The 17127-nt window shown below is 63.2% G+C and carries 14 protein-coding genes and 1 tRNA gene; 6 read left to right on the top strand and 9 right to left on the bottom strand.

Going from position 1 to position 17127, the window contains the following annotated elements; genetic code table 11:
- Positions 1 to 1971 carry a M48 family metalloprotease gene (locus NCT05_RS03540; protein ID WP_244807709.1) on the bottom strand — a complete coding sequence of 657 codons (1971 nt, stop codon included), beginning with the start codon at positions 1969 to 1971 and terminating at the stop codon, positions 1 to 3.
- A 167-nt stretch (positions 1972 to 2138) separates the two neighbouring features.
- Here NCT05_RS03540 and moaC point away from each other — a divergent pair, with 167 nt between their 5' ends.
- Positions 2139 to 2636, top strand: a complete 498-nt coding sequence (gene moaC / locus NCT05_RS03535) for a cyclic pyranopterin monophosphate synthase MoaC (RefSeq protein WP_008351343.1) — start codon at positions 2139 to 2141, stop codon at positions 2634 to 2636.
- Positions 2637 to 2640: 4 nt separating this feature from the next.
- Here the strand turns inward: moaC and NCT05_RS03530 are convergent, their stop codons facing one another.
- From NCT05_RS03530 to recA, 8 genes are all read right to left on the bottom strand, one after another.
- Positions 2641 to 4446 (bottom strand): PglL family O-oligosaccharyltransferase, encoded by a 1806-nt coding sequence (locus NCT05_RS03530; RefSeq protein ID WP_250433790.1) that lies wholly within the window; start codon positions 4444 to 4446, stop codon positions 2641 to 2643.
- A 162-nt stretch (positions 4447 to 4608) separates the two neighbouring features.
- Complete coding sequence (locus tag NCT05_RS03525) at positions 4609 to 5199, bottom strand: pilin (RefSeq protein ID WP_008351347.1); 591 nt, start codon at positions 5197 to 5199, stop codon at positions 4609 to 4611.
- Between the two features lie 111 nt (positions 5200 to 5310).
- Positions 5311 to 6021: a TerC family protein gene (locus tag NCT05_RS03520; RefSeq protein WP_008351349.1), complete on the bottom strand. Its 711-nt coding sequence runs from the start codon at positions 6019 to 6021 to the stop codon at positions 5311 to 5313.
- 108 nt (positions 6022 to 6129) lie between these two features.
- Positions 6130 to 7011, bottom strand: a complete 882-nt coding sequence (gene sucD / locus NCT05_RS03515) for a succinate--CoA ligase subunit alpha (protein ID WP_008351350.1) — start codon at positions 7009 to 7011, stop codon at positions 6130 to 6132.
- Positions 7012 to 7108: 97 nt separating this feature from the next.
- Entirely contained in the window at positions 7109 to 8275 is a 1167-nt protein-coding gene (gene sucC / locus NCT05_RS03510) for an ADP-forming succinate--CoA ligase subunit beta (protein WP_008351353.1), read from the bottom strand.
- Positions 8276 to 8380: 105 nt separating this feature from the next.
- A complete protein-coding gene (locus NCT05_RS03505; RefSeq protein ID WP_034470713.1) occupies positions 8381 to 9019 on the bottom strand; it encodes a DUF2889 domain-containing protein in 639 nt (212 codons plus the stop codon).
- Between the two features lie 112 nt (positions 9020 to 9131).
- On the bottom strand, positions 9132 to 10079 hold the full coding sequence (gene recX, locus NCT05_RS03500; RefSeq protein ID WP_250501758.1) for a recombination regulator RecX: 948 nt from the start codon (positions 10077 to 10079) through the stop codon (positions 9132 to 9134).
- Between the two features lie 19 nt (positions 10080 to 10098).
- Positions 10099 to 11169 carry a recombinase RecA gene (gene recA / locus NCT05_RS03495; protein ID WP_008351360.1) on the bottom strand — a complete coding sequence of 357 codons (1071 nt, stop codon included), beginning with the start codon at positions 11167 to 11169 and terminating at the stop codon, positions 10099 to 10101.
- 282 nt (positions 11170 to 11451) lie between these two features.
- Between recA and NCT05_RS03490 the strand changes: the two genes are divergently transcribed.
- The 5 genes from NCT05_RS03490 (at position 11452) to NCT05_RS03470 (ending at position 17116) form a co-directional block, all read left to right on the top strand.
- Complete coding sequence (locus NCT05_RS03490; protein WP_034470819.1) at positions 11452 to 12180, top strand: response regulator transcription factor; 729 nt, start codon at positions 11452 to 11454, stop codon at positions 12178 to 12180.
- Between the two features lie 5 nt (positions 12181 to 12185).
- Complete coding sequence (locus tag NCT05_RS03485) at positions 12186 to 13757, top strand: sensor histidine kinase (protein WP_008351363.1); 1572 nt, start codon at positions 12186 to 12188, stop codon at positions 13755 to 13757.
- Between the two features lie 233 nt (positions 13758 to 13990).
- Entirely contained in the window at positions 13991 to 15649 is a 1659-nt protein-coding gene (locus NCT05_RS03480) for an MFS transporter (RefSeq protein ID WP_008351365.1), read from the top strand.
- Between the two features lie 88 nt (positions 15650 to 15737).
- Positions 15738 to 15814 (top strand) — tRNA-Met (locus NCT05_RS03475).
- 162 nt (positions 15815 to 15976) lie between these two features.
- Complete coding sequence (locus tag NCT05_RS03470) at positions 15977 to 17116, top strand: ParB/RepB/Spo0J family partition protein (RefSeq protein WP_250501757.1); 1140 nt, start codon at positions 15977 to 15979, stop codon at positions 17114 to 17116.
- Positions 17117 to 17127 lie beyond the last annotated feature (11 nt).

The following is a 17127-nucleotide window of genomic DNA, read 5'->3' as shown; positions in this document are numbered from 1 at the left end:
CTAGCCGTTCTTCTCCATCTCGCGCTCTTCCTTGTAGCGCGTCTCGAAATCGCGCAGCCGGGCGGAAATCGTCGAAAGATCGTAGAAACTCGCGGTCTTGACGTCGCGCGCTTCCTTCAGTTGCCGGATCGCGGATGCCCACGCGCCATCGAGCGCGAACTTTTCCGCCATCGCCTGATGCTGTTGCAGCGGATCGTTGAGACCCGCGCTTGCCTGCGCGAGATAGAACCACCAGTCGGGGCGCGTCGGCTCGGCGCGTGTTTCGCGGCGCGCGAGCATCTGGGCGTCGGCGAAGCGGCGCGCGGAAAGCAGCGTCTGCAGATGCACGTCGATGGCGGCGTGCGACGCCGGCCAGCGCTTTTGCGCGAGGTCCGCGAGGCGGATCGCATCGTCGTTGCGACCGGCGCGGCGCGCGATGTCGGCGGCGAGCACGTCGAGGCTCGGCGTGCTGCGCAGCGCCGGCGGTGCGGATTGAGGTTTCGCCGGCGGAGCCGATCGGGCTTCGACGCGAACCGGTGGAAGCACGATGTCGCTCTTCGCGCGCAATGCATTGCCGTTGCCGGAGTCTCCGAGATTGAGCGGCGTGCGCGCGTTGTCGAGCGGCGTCGCAATCGTCGACGCATCCGCGTTGCGCAGCGACGGCTCGCCGCTCTTCTTGCGCGGAGCCGGCTGCGTTTGACCAACCGCGCGATCCTCCTTTTGCACTTGCGCCGATGCCGCCGCCGCGCTCGCCTCCTCGCCCTCGAATAGCGCGCGCGCCTTCGCGAGCGCGTCGCTGGCCGCGTCGTGATTGCCCAGCAGCGATTGCGCGAGCGCGATGCCGTACCAGTTGGACGCGGGATTGAGCGCCGTCTGATCCTCGATTTCCGATTTGAGCCGGCTCGCCACCTCGCGATAATCACTCGCGTAATTCACCTGCAGCACGCGCGCCCGGGCGCGCACGAACGCATATTCGGCCGACTGACGCGGCTGCCGGTACGGCACGCGCCGCGCGCGGCCTTCCATGTCGGCGATGCGGTCGATCGTGAGCGGGTGCGTGCGCACGTACGGCGGCACGCCGTTATCGGCCATCGACGCGCGATCGAGACGCTCGAAGAACGCTGCCATCGCGTAAGGATCGTAGCCGGCGGCCGCGAGCATCTGGAAACCGACGCGGTCGGCCTCGTGCTCGGCCGCGCGCGAGAAGCGCAACTGATTGTCGACGGCGAACGCCTGGCCGCCCATCGCGATGCCCATGCCGAGATCGCCGCTATGGGCGAGCAGGCCCGCGAGCAGGCCGGCGAGCATCCCGGCGAGTGCGGCGTAGGAACTCTTTTCCTGCGTGCTGAGCATCCGCGCGATGTGCCGCTGAAGGACGTGCCCCATTTCATGGCCGATGACCGACGCCAGCTCCGATTCCGTTTGCGTCGCGGCAATCAGCCCCGTGTTCACGCCGATAAAGCCGCCCGGCATCGAAAACGCGTTGATCTGCGCGTCGCGCACGGCGAAGAGATCGAAATCCGGCCGATAGCCGCCGAGATACTGCGTCGCCGCCGCCGCTGAAAGCTTCGACGAGATCGAGTCGAGATAGTCGCGCAGCAGCCAGTCGTCGAGATAATCGGGATCGGCGCGCACTTCGCGCATCATCTTCTCGCCGACCTTGCGCTCGGCCTGCGGCGTGAGGGAGCCGCCGGAGCCGTCGCCGAGATCCGGAAGCTGCACCGACGACAGCGGCGCGCGCAAACCGGACATCGTCCCGGGGCGGTTCGCGAAACGGCTTTCCGCGCCGCCGTAGACGCCGAACACGCCTTCCGCGATGTTGCCCGGCACGTCGCCGCTGGCGCTTTCCTGCGACGCGCGCAGTTGCGCGGCCGCGAGCGTGCCGGTCGAGCCCGCGGAAGGCGAACTGGATTGCGCCAGCGCCGCGGGCGGCATGGCGAGGGCGACGCAAAGGAGGGAGGCGAGCGCGCGGCTCGGACGTGTGAAATGCATGGCGCGAAGCGCCGATAGTCGGCTCGAGAATCGAAACGGGCTTATCGTATCAAGTGTTGCGCGCGGCGCGTCTCAGGTCCGCGGTGCGTCGCGCCGGACCGTGGCTTTGTGCGGAAAATCGCGCGGATTCACGCTGGTATGATAGGCGCCCATTCGAAGGAGACGCTATGTCCGGACTCACCCATTTCGATGCCGCCGGCGAGGCGCATATGGTCGATGTCGGCGCGAAAAACGAAACGCGCCGCGTGGCCGTTGCACGCGGCTCGATCGCGATGCTCGCGCCCACGCTCGCGCTGATCCGCGAAGGCCGAGCGAAAAAAGGCGATGTGCTGGGCGTCGCGCGCATCGCCGCGATTCAGGGTGCGAAGCGCACGGCCGATCTGATTCCGCTGTGTCATCCGCTGGCGCTGACGCGCGTCGCGGTGGATTTCACGATCGATGAAGCGCTACCCGGCGTGCACTGTGAAGTGCGCGTGGAGACGGTCGGGCGCACGGGCGTGGAAATGGAAGCGCTGACCGCCGTGCAGGTCGGATTGCTCACGATCTACGACATGTGCAAGGCGGTGGATCGGGGGATGACCATCACCAATGTGAAAGTGATGGAAAAGCACGGTGGGAAGTCGGGGGATTGGGTGGCGGACGACCAGCCGTCGCCCGCGCCCTGACCGCTCACTCTTCTTCCTCATCCTCCGAAGGCTCCTGATTCGGCAGCGGCACACCATACAGCTTCACCAGATCCGCCTTGAACGACGCCAGCGGCTTGCCCGCTTCGTCCGCCAGATCGTAGACGGCCAAAAGCTGCTTCGGCCAGTCGTGCAACTGCGTCGCGAAGATCTTCAGGCGCGCCATCGTGTCGAGCGCCTCGGCCTTCTGCCCGGCGAGCGCCTGCAACACCGCGTAGCGGCGCAGCACGGTCTCGCCCGGCAACAGCGCAATCGCCTTCCGATGCGCCGCGAGTTTCTCCTCGACGTTCTGCGCGTTGATCGGCAGCAAGGTCGCCGCACCGTATTCGCCCCACGCCGTGAACAGGAAAGACGGATTTTCACGATACTGCTCGGCCGGGCGCGAGCCGTAGTACAGCACTTCCGCGCGGTTGTAGTCGCGTAAGGTCGGATACAACGCCGCGAGCCCGCCGAGCACCAGCACGACATATACGCCATAAGAGAGCGGACGCGGAACCAGCCGCAAGGGACGCGTCTCCAGAAGGCCGATGACGAGCATCGCCGGCATCAGAAAGAACATGTACTGCTGCGGATACTCGACGAGCGCATGCATCATCAGGACGCCGAGCAGCGACAATCCGAAAATGCGCGCCGGCGTCTGCGGCGCGCGCAGCACGCGAATCAGCCAGAAGACGACGCTCGCGACCAGAATCGCGACGCCGAGCGCACCCGTTTTCGCGAGCAGATCGATGAAGATGTCGTGCGCGTTGTTCGCGATCTCGACGCCGCCCAGATCGCGCACGAGGTCGAACTGATAGCGCGGAAACTCGCCCCATCCGACGCCCAGCAGCGGATGCGTCTTGAACATCGTCCAGCCGTACTTCCAGAGCGCGAGCCGCGGCGCGATCTGACTCGCTTCCTGCATGCGCTCCGCCGCCGATTGCGCGAGCCCGAAATCGAAGCGCACGTTCGCCCAGCGCACGGCCGCGTTCACCGCGAAAAAGACGATCGCGAGCAGAATCGGGACGATCCACGCGCGCGTATCGCGGCGGCCGGGGCCGTCGAAGCCTTCCGACGCGACCGGCCGCCCGAGCACGAACGCCATCCAGAAGCCGGCGACGACTATCACCGCCGTCTGCAGCCACGGCCCGCGCGATACGGTCAACGCGAGCCCGAGCGAGTAGATCGCCGACAAGATCAGCCACAGAACGAGCGGCAGCCGACGCGCCTGCACGAAATAAAGCGCGCCCGCCAGCGCGAACGCGATCACGGTCGCGAGGTGATTCGCCTGCGCCATGTTGCCGAACGGGCGCCGTTCGATCATCACGTTGTACGCGACCACGAACGGCGTGAATTTCACTTCGAGATGCAGCAACTGCACGATCTGGCAGAAGACCGCGAACAGTCCGCCGACCATCAGCGCAGCCGCGCCGATACGCAGCGTCTTCTCGCCGAGCCCCGCCCGCACGAGACCGAAGCCCGTATGCACCGCGAGAAACGAAGCGAGCAGATACGCGCCGCCGAGCCAGTTCATCGATGGCTGCGCGATCGGCAACAGCACCGTCTGCGCGACGAGCAACAGGCCGAACGCAAGCGGCATCAATGCGACGACCGGCGATGCGAACGGCACCTTCGGCTCGGAGACGCGCACGAGGAGCGCAACCGTCGCACCGAGCGCCAGATAAAGCGCGAGCGCGCTGTATTCGGCGTAGAAGGTCGGAATCGGATACGTGTGGTTGACGACCGCGAAGGGAAACGTCAACGCAAGGCACAGAACGGCGAAGCAGAGAAAGCGCGCGTATTGGGAAGGCATGAGGAACTGGGAACGTCGGCGACCGGCGCACTATACAAAACTTTGCCCCCGCTGTCCGTCGAACGGCCGGTTTTGCTACCAAATCGCCAACTTTCGCGCAAAAACGACGGCGCGACGGCGCGGCGGCGACGTAAATCCTCCCGCCGCGCTTCGCCTCAGTGCTTACGCGCGGCACTCCGGCGGTGCGAGATTGCCTGGCAATGTCGGCGCCTGCGCGGGCGTCGGACCGGCGCCCGGCGCGGGCAGCGACGACTCGGTCTTCTTGCCCGCGAAGCATTCCCACGTCACCGACCCCGATTGCACGGAACCGCGGCTGAGCGACACGCGCGCCGTAGGTGTATCGGCGTTGTCGGGTGTCGAAGGCACGAGCACGAGCGTGTTCGAACCCGCCGGCGCGACGCGCGTCGTATAGGCGATCGTGATCTGCCCGTTGTCGCTGTCGACGTGAATCGACTCGACGTTGCGCGTGCCCGGCGGCGACGCGAATCCGCCCGCCAGATCCGCGCCGCTCGCCGCGTTCTCCGCCACTGCGAGGCGCGCGGCCGCCGCGAGCGTCATGCCCTCGCCCACGCGGCTTCGGGCAAGATAATCCTGATACGCCGGTATCGCATACGCCGCGACCACGCCGACGATCGCAAGCACGATCATCAGTTCGATCAGTGTGAAGCCGCGTGTCAGCGCATCTTTCGTGCGCCCGAACCACCATGCGCGCCGTTCGCGCGGCACGTCCAAAACCGAAGCCTTCGTCGTCATTGCTACTCCCTGAAAAACAGAAAAGCGCCCTTCCGCGCAATGCGGTCAGGACGCTTCGATCGTATTCAGGGAGCCGCTCCGGCGGCAGTCAGCCGAACGGCCTAGGAGAAATCAACCCGCCGCGCGATTGCCGTCGGCGAGCGCGCGCCGCTTGAGCAGCCAGCCCAACGCGACGACAAGCAACGCGCCCGCCAGACGCGCCGCATATCCGACGAGTTCGGTATTGAGCGCGGGCCATCGGTCGATGAATGGATCGTCGATGATGAGGCCGCCCGCGATCCAGCCGAGCAGACCCGCGCCGAGCAGCACGACGGCGGGCAAGCGGTCGAGCAGCTTCAGCACCAGCGTGCTGCCCCAGACGATAAGCGGAATGCTCACGACCAGGCCGAAGATCACCAGCGTGAGCCTATGACGCGGATCGGCGGCTTCGGCCGCGCCCGCGATCGCGATGACGTTGTCGAGGCTCATGACGGCGTCGGCGACGATGATCGTCTTCACCGCCGCCCACAGCCGGTCGGATGCGTCGATCTGATGATCGTCGTGGTCCGGCTGCATCAGCTTTACGCCGATCCACAGCAGCAGCAAGCCACCGAGAAACTTGAGAAACGGAATGTCGAGCAGAAAGACCGCGAACGCGATGAGCACGACGCGCAGGATGATTGCGCCGAGCGTGCCGAACACGATGCCGCGCGTGCGCTGCCGATCCGGCAGATTGCGGCAGGCGAGCGCGATCACGACGGCGTTGTCGCCGCCGAGCAGAATGTCGATCACGATGATCTGAACGACCGCGCCCCAATGGAGCGTCGAAAAGAATTCAAGCATGAGGCTGAAATGAAAAAAGCGAGGAAGCAGCGCTCCCTCGCTTTTCAATGGCTTTTACGAAAGGAATCAGTAAGAGTACCAAACCCTCGCGAAATTTGCCTGCTTCGATCAGAGAACCGACTTCAGCAGACGTGCCATCTCCGACGGATTCTTCGTGACCTTGATGCCGCACGCGTCCATGATTTCGAGCTTGGCGTCAGCCGTGTCCGCACCGCCCGAGATCAGCGCGCCTGCGTGGCCCATGCGCTTGCCCGGAGGCGCCGTCACGCCCGCGATGAAGCCGACGACCGGCTTCTTCATGTTGTCCTTGATCCAGTAAGCGGCGTTCGCTTCGTCCGGACCGCCGATCTCGCCGATCATGATGACGGCGTCCGTTTCCGGATCGTCGTTGAACATCTTCATCACGTCGATGTGCTTCAGACCGTTGATCGGATCGCCGCCGATACCGACCGCCGACGACTGGCCGAGGCCCAGCGCCGTCAACTGGCCGACCGCTTCATACGTCAGCGTGCCCGAACGCGACACGACGCCGATGCGGCCCTTCTTGTGGATGTGACCCGGCATGATGCCGATCTTCAGCTCGTCCGGCGTGATCGTGCCGGGGCAGTTCGGTCCGAGCAGCAGCGTCTTGCGATTTTCGCGGCGCATGCGGTCCTTGATTTCGAGCATGTCGCGAACCGGAATGCCTTCCGTGATGCAGATCGCGAGATCGAGATCGGCCTCGACGGCTTCCCAGATCGCGGCGGCAGCGCCCGCGGGCGGCACGTAGATGACCGAAACGGTCGCGCCGGTTTCGGCCTTCGCTTCCTTCACGGACGCGTAGATGGGAATGCCTTCGAAGTCTTCGCCGGCCTTCTTCGGGTTCACGCCCGCGACGTACGCTTCGCGGCCGTTCGCGTATTCGCGGCAGGCGCGCGTGTGGAACTGGCCGGTCTTGCCGGTGATGCCCTGCGTGATGACCTTCGTGTCTTTGTTGATCAGAATCGACATGTAGTGACCTCTGTTCGTTTGGCGTCGCCATGCAAAAAGCCAGGCGCCGCCATTCGTATCTGGTGGAACGCTCTCTTAAGGCAACAAGCGAACGCGCTTACTTGCCTTCGGCCGCCGCGACGACCTTCTGCGCGGCTTCTTCCATGCTGTCCGCCGAGATGATCGGCAGGCCCGAGTCGGCCAGCATCTTCTTGCCGAGGTCTTCGTTCGTGCCCTTCATGCGCACGACGAGCGGCACCTTCAGGTCCACGGCCTTCGACGCAGCGATCACGCCTTCGGCGATCACGTCGCAACGCATGATGCCGCCGAAGATGTTCACGAGGATCGCCTTCAGGTTCGGGTTCTTCAGCATCAGCTTGAACGCTTCGGTCACTTTCTCGGTCGTCGCACCGCCGCCGACGTCGAGGAAGTTCGCCGGCTCGCCGCCGAACAGCTTGATGGTGTCCATCGTGGCCATCGCGAGGCCTGCGCCGTTCACGAGACAGCCGATGTTGCCGTCGAGCGAGATGTATGCGAGGTCGAACTTCGACGCTTCGACTTCAGCCGGATCTTCTTCGTCCAGATCGCGGTACGCGACGATTTCCGGATGACGGAACAGCGCGTTCGAATCGAAGTTGAACTTGGCGTCGAGCGCGATGACCTTGCCTTCGCCGGTCACGATCAGCGGGTTGATTTCCGCGAGCGATGCGTCGGTTTCGAAGAACGCCTTGTACAGGCCTTGCAGGATCGCGCGCGCTTGCGGGATCGATGCATCGGGAATGCCGATCTTGCGTGCGAGATCATCGGCGTCCGCGTCTTGCAGACCGGTCGACGGCTCGACGGCGAACTTGTGCAGCAGTTCCGGCGTCTTTTCCGCGACTTCTTCGATGTCCATGCCGCCTTCGCTCGACGCCATCACGACGATCTTCTGCGAAACGCGGTCGAGCACGAGGCCGACGTACAGTTCCTTCTTGATGTCCGCGCCTTCTTCGATCAGCAGGCGATTGACCTTCTGGCCTTCGGGGCCGGTCTGGTGCGTGACGAGCTGCATGCCGAGGATCTGGTTCGCGTATTCGCGGACCTGTTCGATCGACTTCGCGACCTTCACGCCGCCGCCCTTACCGCGTCCGCCGGCGTGAATCTGCGCCTTGACGACCCAAACCGGGCCGCCCAGCTCTTCCGCGGCCTTGACCGCATCATCCACCGAGAACACGGGTTTGCCGCGCGGGACCGCGACGCCGAATTTCCGCAGGATTTCCTTACCCTGGTACTCGTGAATCTTCATGCGTGATTCCTTCAGTCTGAGAGTTGGAGTGAACTTCTGTTTGCTTGAACCGCTGATTCTTTTCTTGTTTGAATTCCGTGCGTGAGCGCGAGCGCTGCTTGCGCGCTACGAGGCGGACTTTGTCTCCGGCCTGTCTTGCACCGTTGTTCCGGATCTGGATGGTTCGCCGGGCGCGTGGCCGAACCAGCGCGGGTAGTGTTCCCTGACCGCGGGTCCGTCGAAACGCAGCGCGTGGCATCGGCCGAGCTGAAACGGCGGCTCGTCGCGCTGCGCGTTGGCGTCGGCTTGCTTGAATGGATTGCCGTCCTCGATCTTCCAGACGTCGCCCGCGAATGCCTGAATGGCTGCGGTCGGCAAGACCCCGCACAACTCGGTGAGATGCGTGCAGCCGGCAGTGCCGCGCAGCAGCGTGTTGGCTTCGCGGCGAAAATTCTGGAGGAGATTGAGCCCGATGAGCTTGCGATAGACCGCATTGGACTCGGCGCACAAACCGCCATACGGCGCCCAGTCGGACGACGCTTCGACGTCGACGATGCTGAGTGTGCGATCGATGGTGATGCGCAGCCAGAGTTCATGGATCGGCAGGCCGTGCGGCCGGACGCCCGTCGCGAGCTGGAAGTCGCGCGGCTTCTCATCGGTTAGACAGGCTTCGATATCCCACAGGCCGTCGTCGCGTTCGAACGCTTCCACTCGAATCGCGCGGCTATGACGCAATTGTCGGGGAGCGGGAGGCGAGAGAGGCATGCTGGAGTGAGCCGGTACGGGGAAAACCGTGGAATTTTAGCATATCGGGTATTTCGAGCCGGGCATGTGCCTGACGAATGGAACGCGCGTGCGGATCAAGCCGAACGGGCGCTCAGTCGTCGACGATTTCCTCGCTCCAATCTTCGTCACCGCCCTTCAATATCTTGCCGATCGTACCGCTCGAAAAACCGCGCGCAGCCAGAAAGCGCGCCTGCTTGGCGCGCTCGGCGGGCGTCTCCGGCGGCACGCCGTATTTCTTTTCCCACACCGCCCTGGCGCGCGCGGTTTCGGACTGCGCGAGCTTGTCGGCGGTTTCGCTGATGAGCGTTTCGCCGACGGCATGCCGCTTCAGCTCGCTGATGATCCTGCTGCCGCCCATGCGCGACGCCCGCCGATGCACGACGCTCTCGACGAAGCGCTCGTTCGACAGCCAGCCATCGCGCTCGAGACTGTCCAACAGGGATTCGAGCGGAGCGGCTTCTTCGACGTACGGACGCAGCTTGCGCGACAACTCCGCGCGGCTGTACTCGCGACGCGACAGGAACGCGAGCGCGCGGCCCTTCAACGAGCGTTGCGGACGTTTGGGATTGTTGACTTCGTTTGCCGATGTCTTGCGGGTGCGCTGGCTGGAGCGGCTATAAACCGTTTCGCCGGAAACGGCTGGCGATGGCTCGGAAGGCACGCATTGTTCGAAGGGCTCGAATCGATCGGCGTCTTCGAATGGGTCCGGCGGGTTAGCGGACGGCGGGCTGCGATCGGCGGGGGGCGCCTTCGGCTGCGCTGTCGCCTGCTTCAGTAAGGCGCGAGCTTGTTCCAGGCGGGCCGCGCGATCATTCGCGTCTACGCTGCTTTCATCCCTTTTAACAGGCTCGAAAACGCGATGCGCCGACGCGAATGACTTCGCGCCGGCGCGTTCCTTGTTGCTGCGCCTGAAGCCGCCTGACTTCGACGATGCACCGCGCCGCTCGCTGCTTCGCTCGTAGCGATCGACGGAATCGGAATCGTCGCCGGTTCCGTTATCCGCCGGGTCTGCCTTGGATCCGAGCCGGCGCGTCTGCATCTTCCTTCAGGCTCGATGCTTACTCGTCGTCGGCCGCTGCGGCGCTTGCGACGACAGCTTCGCCCAATGCAGCGACGCCCAGCGATTCGCGGATCTTGTTCTCGATCTCGCGCGCGATGTCCGGATTTTCGCGCAGGAATTCCCGCGCGTTGTCCTTGCCCTGACCGATGCGATCGCCGTTGTAGCTGTACCAGGCGCCCGCCTTGTCGACCAGCTTCGCCTGCACGCCCAGATCGATGATTTCACCCTGACGCGAAATGCCTTCGCCATAAAGAATGTCGAAGATGGCTTCGCGGAACGGCGGCGAGACCTTGTTCTTCACAACCTTCACGCGCGTCTCGTTGCCGATGACTTCGTCGTTCTTCTTGATCGAACCGATACGGCGGATATCCAGACGCACCGACGAGTAGAACTTGAGCGCGTTGCCGCCCGTGGTGGTTTCCGGGTTGCCGAACATCACGCCGATCTTCATGCGGATCTGGTTGATGAAGATGACGAGGCAGTTCGTGCGCTTGATCGTGCCGGTGAGCTTGCGCAGCGCCTGCGACATCAGACGCGCTTGCAGACCCGGCAGCGAGTCGCCCATTTCGCCTTCGATTTCCGCCTTCGGCACGAGCGCCGCGACCGAGTCGATCACGATCATGTCGATGGAGCCGGAGCGCACCAGCGCGTCCGCGATTTCGAGCGCCTGCTCGCCCGTGTCCGGCTGCGAGATCAGCAGTTCGGGCACGTTCACGCCGAGCTTGCCGGCGTACTGCACGTCGAGCGCGTGTTCCGCGTCGATGAACGCCGCCGTGCCGCCGAGCTTCTGCATCTCCGCGATCACCTGCAGCGTGAGCGTGGTTTTACCCGACGACTCCGGACCGTAGATTTCCACGACACGACCGCGCGGCAAGCCGCCGACGCCGAGCGCGATGTCCAGCCCGAGCGAACCGGTGGAAACCACTTGAATGTCTTCGACCGCCTCACCTGCGCCGAGCCGCATGATCGACCCTTTGCCGAATTGCTTTTCGATCTGCGAGAGCGCGGCGGCCAGGGCCTTGCTCTTCTCCGCAGTCATGCCAGCCGGGCCTTTCTTGCTTTCTTCCATGAATCGTCCTTTGCTATGATGAACGGCGTCTGAGGCAGTGTTCACGGGGTTTTTCGCCGCTCGATCGAGCATACGAAACCGCCCTTCCCACTCACGCAGACACTGTATAAAAAAACAGTAGTTTTTGCAAGCCTGTCGCGGCGTGGCGCAGCTTTTTTTCCACGTCGCCCAAGCACGCAAGAACCACGAACACCTGGAGACCGCCGCGCCGGGCGACACACGGTGCCGGCAATGCCGATGCGCTTGATCGCGCATGCATGGCGTACAAAGGCGCACACGACGATGCGAATCCTCATTGCCGAAGACGACAGCATACTCGCGGACGGGCTCGTCCGATCACTCCGCCAATCGGGATACGCCGTCGACCATGTGAAGCATGGCGTCGAAGCGGACACCGCCCTTTCCCTGCAAACTTTCGACCTGCTGATCCTCGATCTCGGCCTGCCGCTGATGCCCGGTCTCGAGGTGCTGCGCCGCCTGCGCGCGCGCAATTCGCAGATGCCCGTGCTGATCCTCACCGCCGCCGATTCCGTCGACGAGCGCGTGAAAGGTCTCGATCTCGGCGCGGACGATTACATGGCGAAGCCCTTCGCGCTCAACGAACTCGAAGCACGCGTCCGTGCGCTCACGCGCCGCGGCGCGGGCGGCGGTCCGACCGTCGTCCGGCACGGCTCGCTCGCCTTCGATCAGATCGGGCGCATTGCGACGATCGGCGATCAGGTCATCGATCTGTCCGCGCGCGAACTCGGCGTGCTCGAAGTGCTGCTGCAGCGAACCGGCCGGCTCGTATCGAAGGAGCAGCTCGTCAATCACCTGTGCGAGTGGGGCGAGGAAGTCAGCAATAACGCGATCGAGGTCTACGTGCATCGGCTACGGAAGAAGATCGAGCCGAGCGGCGCGAAGATCATCACGGTACGCGGTCTCGGTTACACGCTGGAGAAAGCGGCCGCCACGACGAACGGCGCGGGCGGGCCCCACGCCGGCGAGTCCGCCAGCCATCACTATAAGTAGGCCGCATGGCGTCGCCCGTTTCCCACGAAACTCAGCGAAACGCACAAGCGAACGACGACTCCGACGCGCTGCGCGACGCGCGCTACGCGAATCCGTTCGCGCCGCCCGACGAGCTCGAGCCCGACGCCGAAACGCATCCACGCTCGCTCTTCGGCGAGATTCTCGACTGGATGCTCGCGCCGCTGCTGCTGCTCTGGCCGATGAGCATCGCGGTGACGTATCTGGTCGCGAAATCGATCGCGAACGGGCCGTTCGACCGCGCGCTCGAAGCCGACGCCTACGTGCTCGCGCGCCAGATTCAGCCGGTAAACGGCGTCGCGGAACTCCGCCTGCCCGACGCGACGCGCGATTTCCTGCGCGCCGATAACGTCGACAGCGTGTTTTTCCAGGTGCTCGGCACGCGCGGCGAACTCGTCGGCGGCGATCGCGACATGCCCTTGCCGCACGACGACGATCGTCCGCAGCCGGGCATCGTCGAGTTTCGCGACGATGTGCTGCGCGGCAACGATATCCGCGTCGCATACACGACGGTCGATCTGCCCGGCCTCGCGCCCGGGCGCGATCCGCACAGCGCGCAGCCGGTGCTCGTGCAGGTTGCGGAGACGCTCGACAAGCGCAGCCAGCTCGCCAACGACATCATCAAGGGCGTGATCCTGCCGCAGTTCGTGATCCTGCCGCTCGCGATCATCCTCGTATGGTTCGGGCTTTCGCGCGGGCTCGCGCCGCTGCACGCGCTGCAGTCGAACATCCGCGCGCGCCGCCCCGACGATCTGTCGCCGCTGCAGGCCGGCAGCGCGCCGCCGGAGATCGCGCCGCTCGTCGCGTCGTTCAACGACCTGCTCACGCGCCTCGAACAGAACATGGAGTTCCAGAAGCGCTTCATCGCCGATGCCGCGCATCAGATGAAAACGCCGCTCGCGGGCCTGCGCATGCAGGCGGAACTCGCGATGCGCCAGGACGTCTCGACGGAAGTGCAGCGCTCGCTAGAACAGATCGCGATGAGTTCCGAGCATGCCGCGCGTCTCGTCACGCAATTGCTCGCGCTCGCGCGCGCCGAGAATCGCGCGACGGGGCAGATATTCACGCGCATCGTCCTGACCGATCTCGCGCGGCTCGCGGTGCGCGACTGGGTTCAGGCGGCGCTCGCGAAACGCATGGATCTCGGTTACGAGGAGCCGCCGTTTGCGGTCGAAGTGGAAGGCAATGTCGTGATGCTGCGCGAGATGCTGTCGAACCTGATCGACAACGCGATCCGCTACACGCCGGCGGGCGGGCGCATCACCGTACGCGTGCGGACCGACGACGACGATCTCGATCTCGTGCATCTGGAAGTGGAAGACACGGGACTCGGCATTCCGGCGGCGGAACGCGAGCGCGTGGTCGAGCGCTTCTATCGCATTCTCGGGCGCGACGGCGACGGCAGCGGACTCGGTCTTGCCATCGTCAAGGAGATCGCGGCGATGCACGGCGGCGCGCTCGCCATCGAGGATCACGTGTATCAGGACAGCCCGCGACTCGCCGGAACGCTTGTCCGCGTCAGTCTTCAGCGGGTTTTTCCTGCCCGGGACAAACCCTGAGCGCGAGCGCGGCAGATTCGCATTTCGCGCGCACGAAGCACGAGCATAGACGAATTTAGACGATCGTTCGCAACACATATGCGCGGCTTCGGCGCAAATCGTCGTTTCGGACGTCACTCGCGTCCGGATACGCCGCGTCAGAACGCCGTAAGTTTTCGTTCCAATAATCCTTTGCACCGGGAGCCGCCTTATCGCGGACCGATGTAATCGAAAATCAGAACAGGAGACGATGCATGGCTACGGTCGAAGGGCGCGTGTCACACGCACCGATGACGGCGGAGGAGAAGAAGGTCATCTTCGCTTCGTCGCTCGGCACGGTGTTCGAATGGTATGACTTCTATCTGGCGGGCTCGCTCGCCGTCTATATCAGCAAGACGTTCTTCTCGGGCGTCAATCCGACGGCCGGCTTCATCTTCACCTTGCTGGGCTTCGCGGCGGGCTTCGCGGTGCGTCCGTTCGGCGCGATCGTGTTCGGGCGGCTCGGCGACATGGTCGGGCGCAAGTACACGTTCCTCGTGACGATCGTCATCATGGGTCTGTCGACGTTCCTGATCGGCTTCCTGCCGGGATACGCGACCATAGGCATCGCGGCGCCGATCATCTTCATCGCAATGCGGTTGTTGCAAGGCCTCGCGCTCGGCGGCGAATACGGCGGCGCGGCGACGTATGTCGCGGAACATGCGCCGTCGAACAAGCGCGGCGCGTGGACGGCGTGGATCCAGACCACGGCGACGCTCGGCCTCTTCATCTCGCTGATCGTGATTCTCGCGGTCCGCACGATCATGGGCGAAGAGCAGTTCGGCGCTTGGGGCTGGCGCATTCCGTTCCTCGTATCGATCCTGCTGCTCGCGATCTCGGTGTGGATTCGGATGAAACTGCATGAATCGCCGGTGTTCGAGCGCATCAAGGCGGAAGGCAAGACCTCGAAGGCGCCGCTCAAGGAAGCGTTCGGCGAGTGGAAGAACCTGAAGATCGTGCTGCTCGCGCTCTTCGGTCTGACGGCGGGACAGGCGGTCGTGTGGTACACGGGCCAGTTCTACTCGCTCTTCTTCCTCACGCAGACGCTCAAGGTCGATGGCACCAGCGCGAACATCATGGTCGCGGTGGCGCTGCTGATCGGTACGCCATTCTTCGTGTTCTTCGGGTCGCTGTCGGATCGCATCGGCCGCAAGCCGATCATCATGGCGGGCTGCCTGATTGCCGCGCTCTCCTTCTTCCCGCTCTTCAAGGCGCTCGCGCACTACACGAATCCGACGCTCGAAGCCGCGACGCAGAAGTCGCCGATCGTCGTCATCGCCGATCCGGGCGAGTGCTCGTTCCAGTTCAATCCGGTGGGCACGGCGAAGTTCACGAGCTCGTGCGATATCGCGAAGAGCGCGCTGTCGAAGGCCGGTCTCAACTATGAGAACGTGGCGGCGCCGGCGGGCACGCAGGCGCAGATCAAGGTCGGCGAAACGGTGGTGAACACGTACGACGGCAAGGCCGCCGACGCGAAGACGCAAGGCGCGGCGTTCGACAAGACGCTCGCCGGCACGCTGAAGAGCGCGGGTTATCCGGCAAAGGCCGATCCGGCGCTGATCAACTGGCCGATGGCGATCGTGGTGCTGACGATCCTCGTGATCTTCGTGACGATGGTCTACGGCCCGATCGCGGCGATGCTGGTCGAGATGTTCCCGGCGCGCATCCGCTATACGTCGATGTCGCTGCCGTATCACATCGGCAATGGCTGGTTCGGCGGCTTCCTGCCGGCGACCGCGTTCGCGATCGTCGCCGCGAAGGGCGATATCTACTCGGGCTTGTGGTATCCGATCGTGATCGCGTTGATCACCTTCGTGATCGGCATGCTGTTCGTGAAGGACACGCGCAAGTCGAATGTCTATCACGAGGATTAATCGACGGGCTTCTGCGCGATTTGTTAAATAAATCGCGCAGAAGGGGTTGACACCCGCTTCGACGCTCGCCATAATCTCGTCTTCTTTCGGCGAATTAGCTCAGTCGGTTAGAGCGACGGAATCATAATCCGCAGGTCCGGGGTTCGAGTCCCTGATTCGCCACCAAATTTGTCGCATGAAAACAAGGGCCTAGAGAAATCTAGGCCCTTTGTTTTTGGTCAGCAGTGAGTCCTGTGTCAACGGAGTGTCGACGCACCTTAGGCGTCTGGCAATGGCACGCCTCTGATATACTTTCGGCAATAGTTCACTCTCAACACTTTGCGTCAAGTGACTGATTCCATTCAAAACCTTCCAACAATCGGTCAAGTTAGCAAGGTGGCTTTCGCCGACTTGAGATTCGATCGGTCGAACCCGCGTCTTATGACCGGGGATGAGTGGTCTGTCTCTGATGATGTCGCGCTGATCAACGCCTACAGAGAGATCGCGGCGTTGGATGAGCTAGTACTTTCGATCGCGACAAATGGGTACCTTAACCTTGAACCTCTGATCATCCATGGGGACGACGGTGGCCCCTACACGGTTCTTGAGGGCAACAGGCGTCTCGCAGCCATGAAGTTGCTCGCCGACAGCGAGTTGGCTCGTGCGTGCAAGATCTCGGTTCCGAATCCAGTTCCGGCCGCTGTGATCGACTCGTTTCGCCTTGTGCTCGTGTTTCGAGTCAAGGATCCGAGCGACGCTGAAGCCTTCATCGGATTCAAGCACATCAATGGCCCGCAGCGTTGGGACGCTTATGCTAAGGCGCGATTCGTAGCCCAGTGGTACCGCAAGGGAAGGGCTAATGGGCTAACGATCGACCAAATAGCGAGGCAGACTGGCGACACCAACGACACCGTTCGCTCCTATATTGGTTCTATCTTCGTTCTCGACCAGGCCGAACGTGAAGGTCTCTTCGAAATCAAAGACCGTTTCAATAAAGGTAAGTTTGCGTTCTCGCATCTTTACACCGCGCTAGATCGACCCGAGTATCGAAACTTTTTTGGCCTTTCTCTCGGATGGAATAATGACCCATCCGAGAAGCCAATTAGCGATGGATCTAAATCTCACGTAGGCGAAACGCTGCGATACATTTACGGCTCAAAGCGCGACAAAGTTAAACCTTTGGTCCAAAGCCAAAATCCGCATCTGGCTCAGCTCGCCCGTTGTTTGACAAGTGAGCGATCTTTGCTTCGGCTTCGTGCGGGTGAGCCGCTTGCCAATGCATTCGCGGAGATTGAAGGCGGCACCATGTTCAACCAGGCATTGGGTGAACTGATGGCCAAAGCAGAGAAGGCCTTAAGCCTCGCAACTAAGTTTGACGGAAACCCGGAGCTTCTTAACTTTGCCGGCGAAATCAAGCTTAAGGTCATGACCATAGAAAATATCATGTCGACTAAGGTCTCCCAACTCTCGACTTCCAAGCGTGACTGAGAAGATAAAAA

Origin of the sequence: Caballeronia sp. AZ7_KS35, from assembly GCF_023631045.1 — a bacterium.
GTDB lineage: Bacteria > Pseudomonadota > Gammaproteobacteria > Burkholderiales > Burkholderiaceae > Caballeronia > Caballeronia zhejiangensis.
Note: the sequence above shows the minus strand (reverse complement) of the source record. Positions and strands in the feature narration are given on the sequence as shown.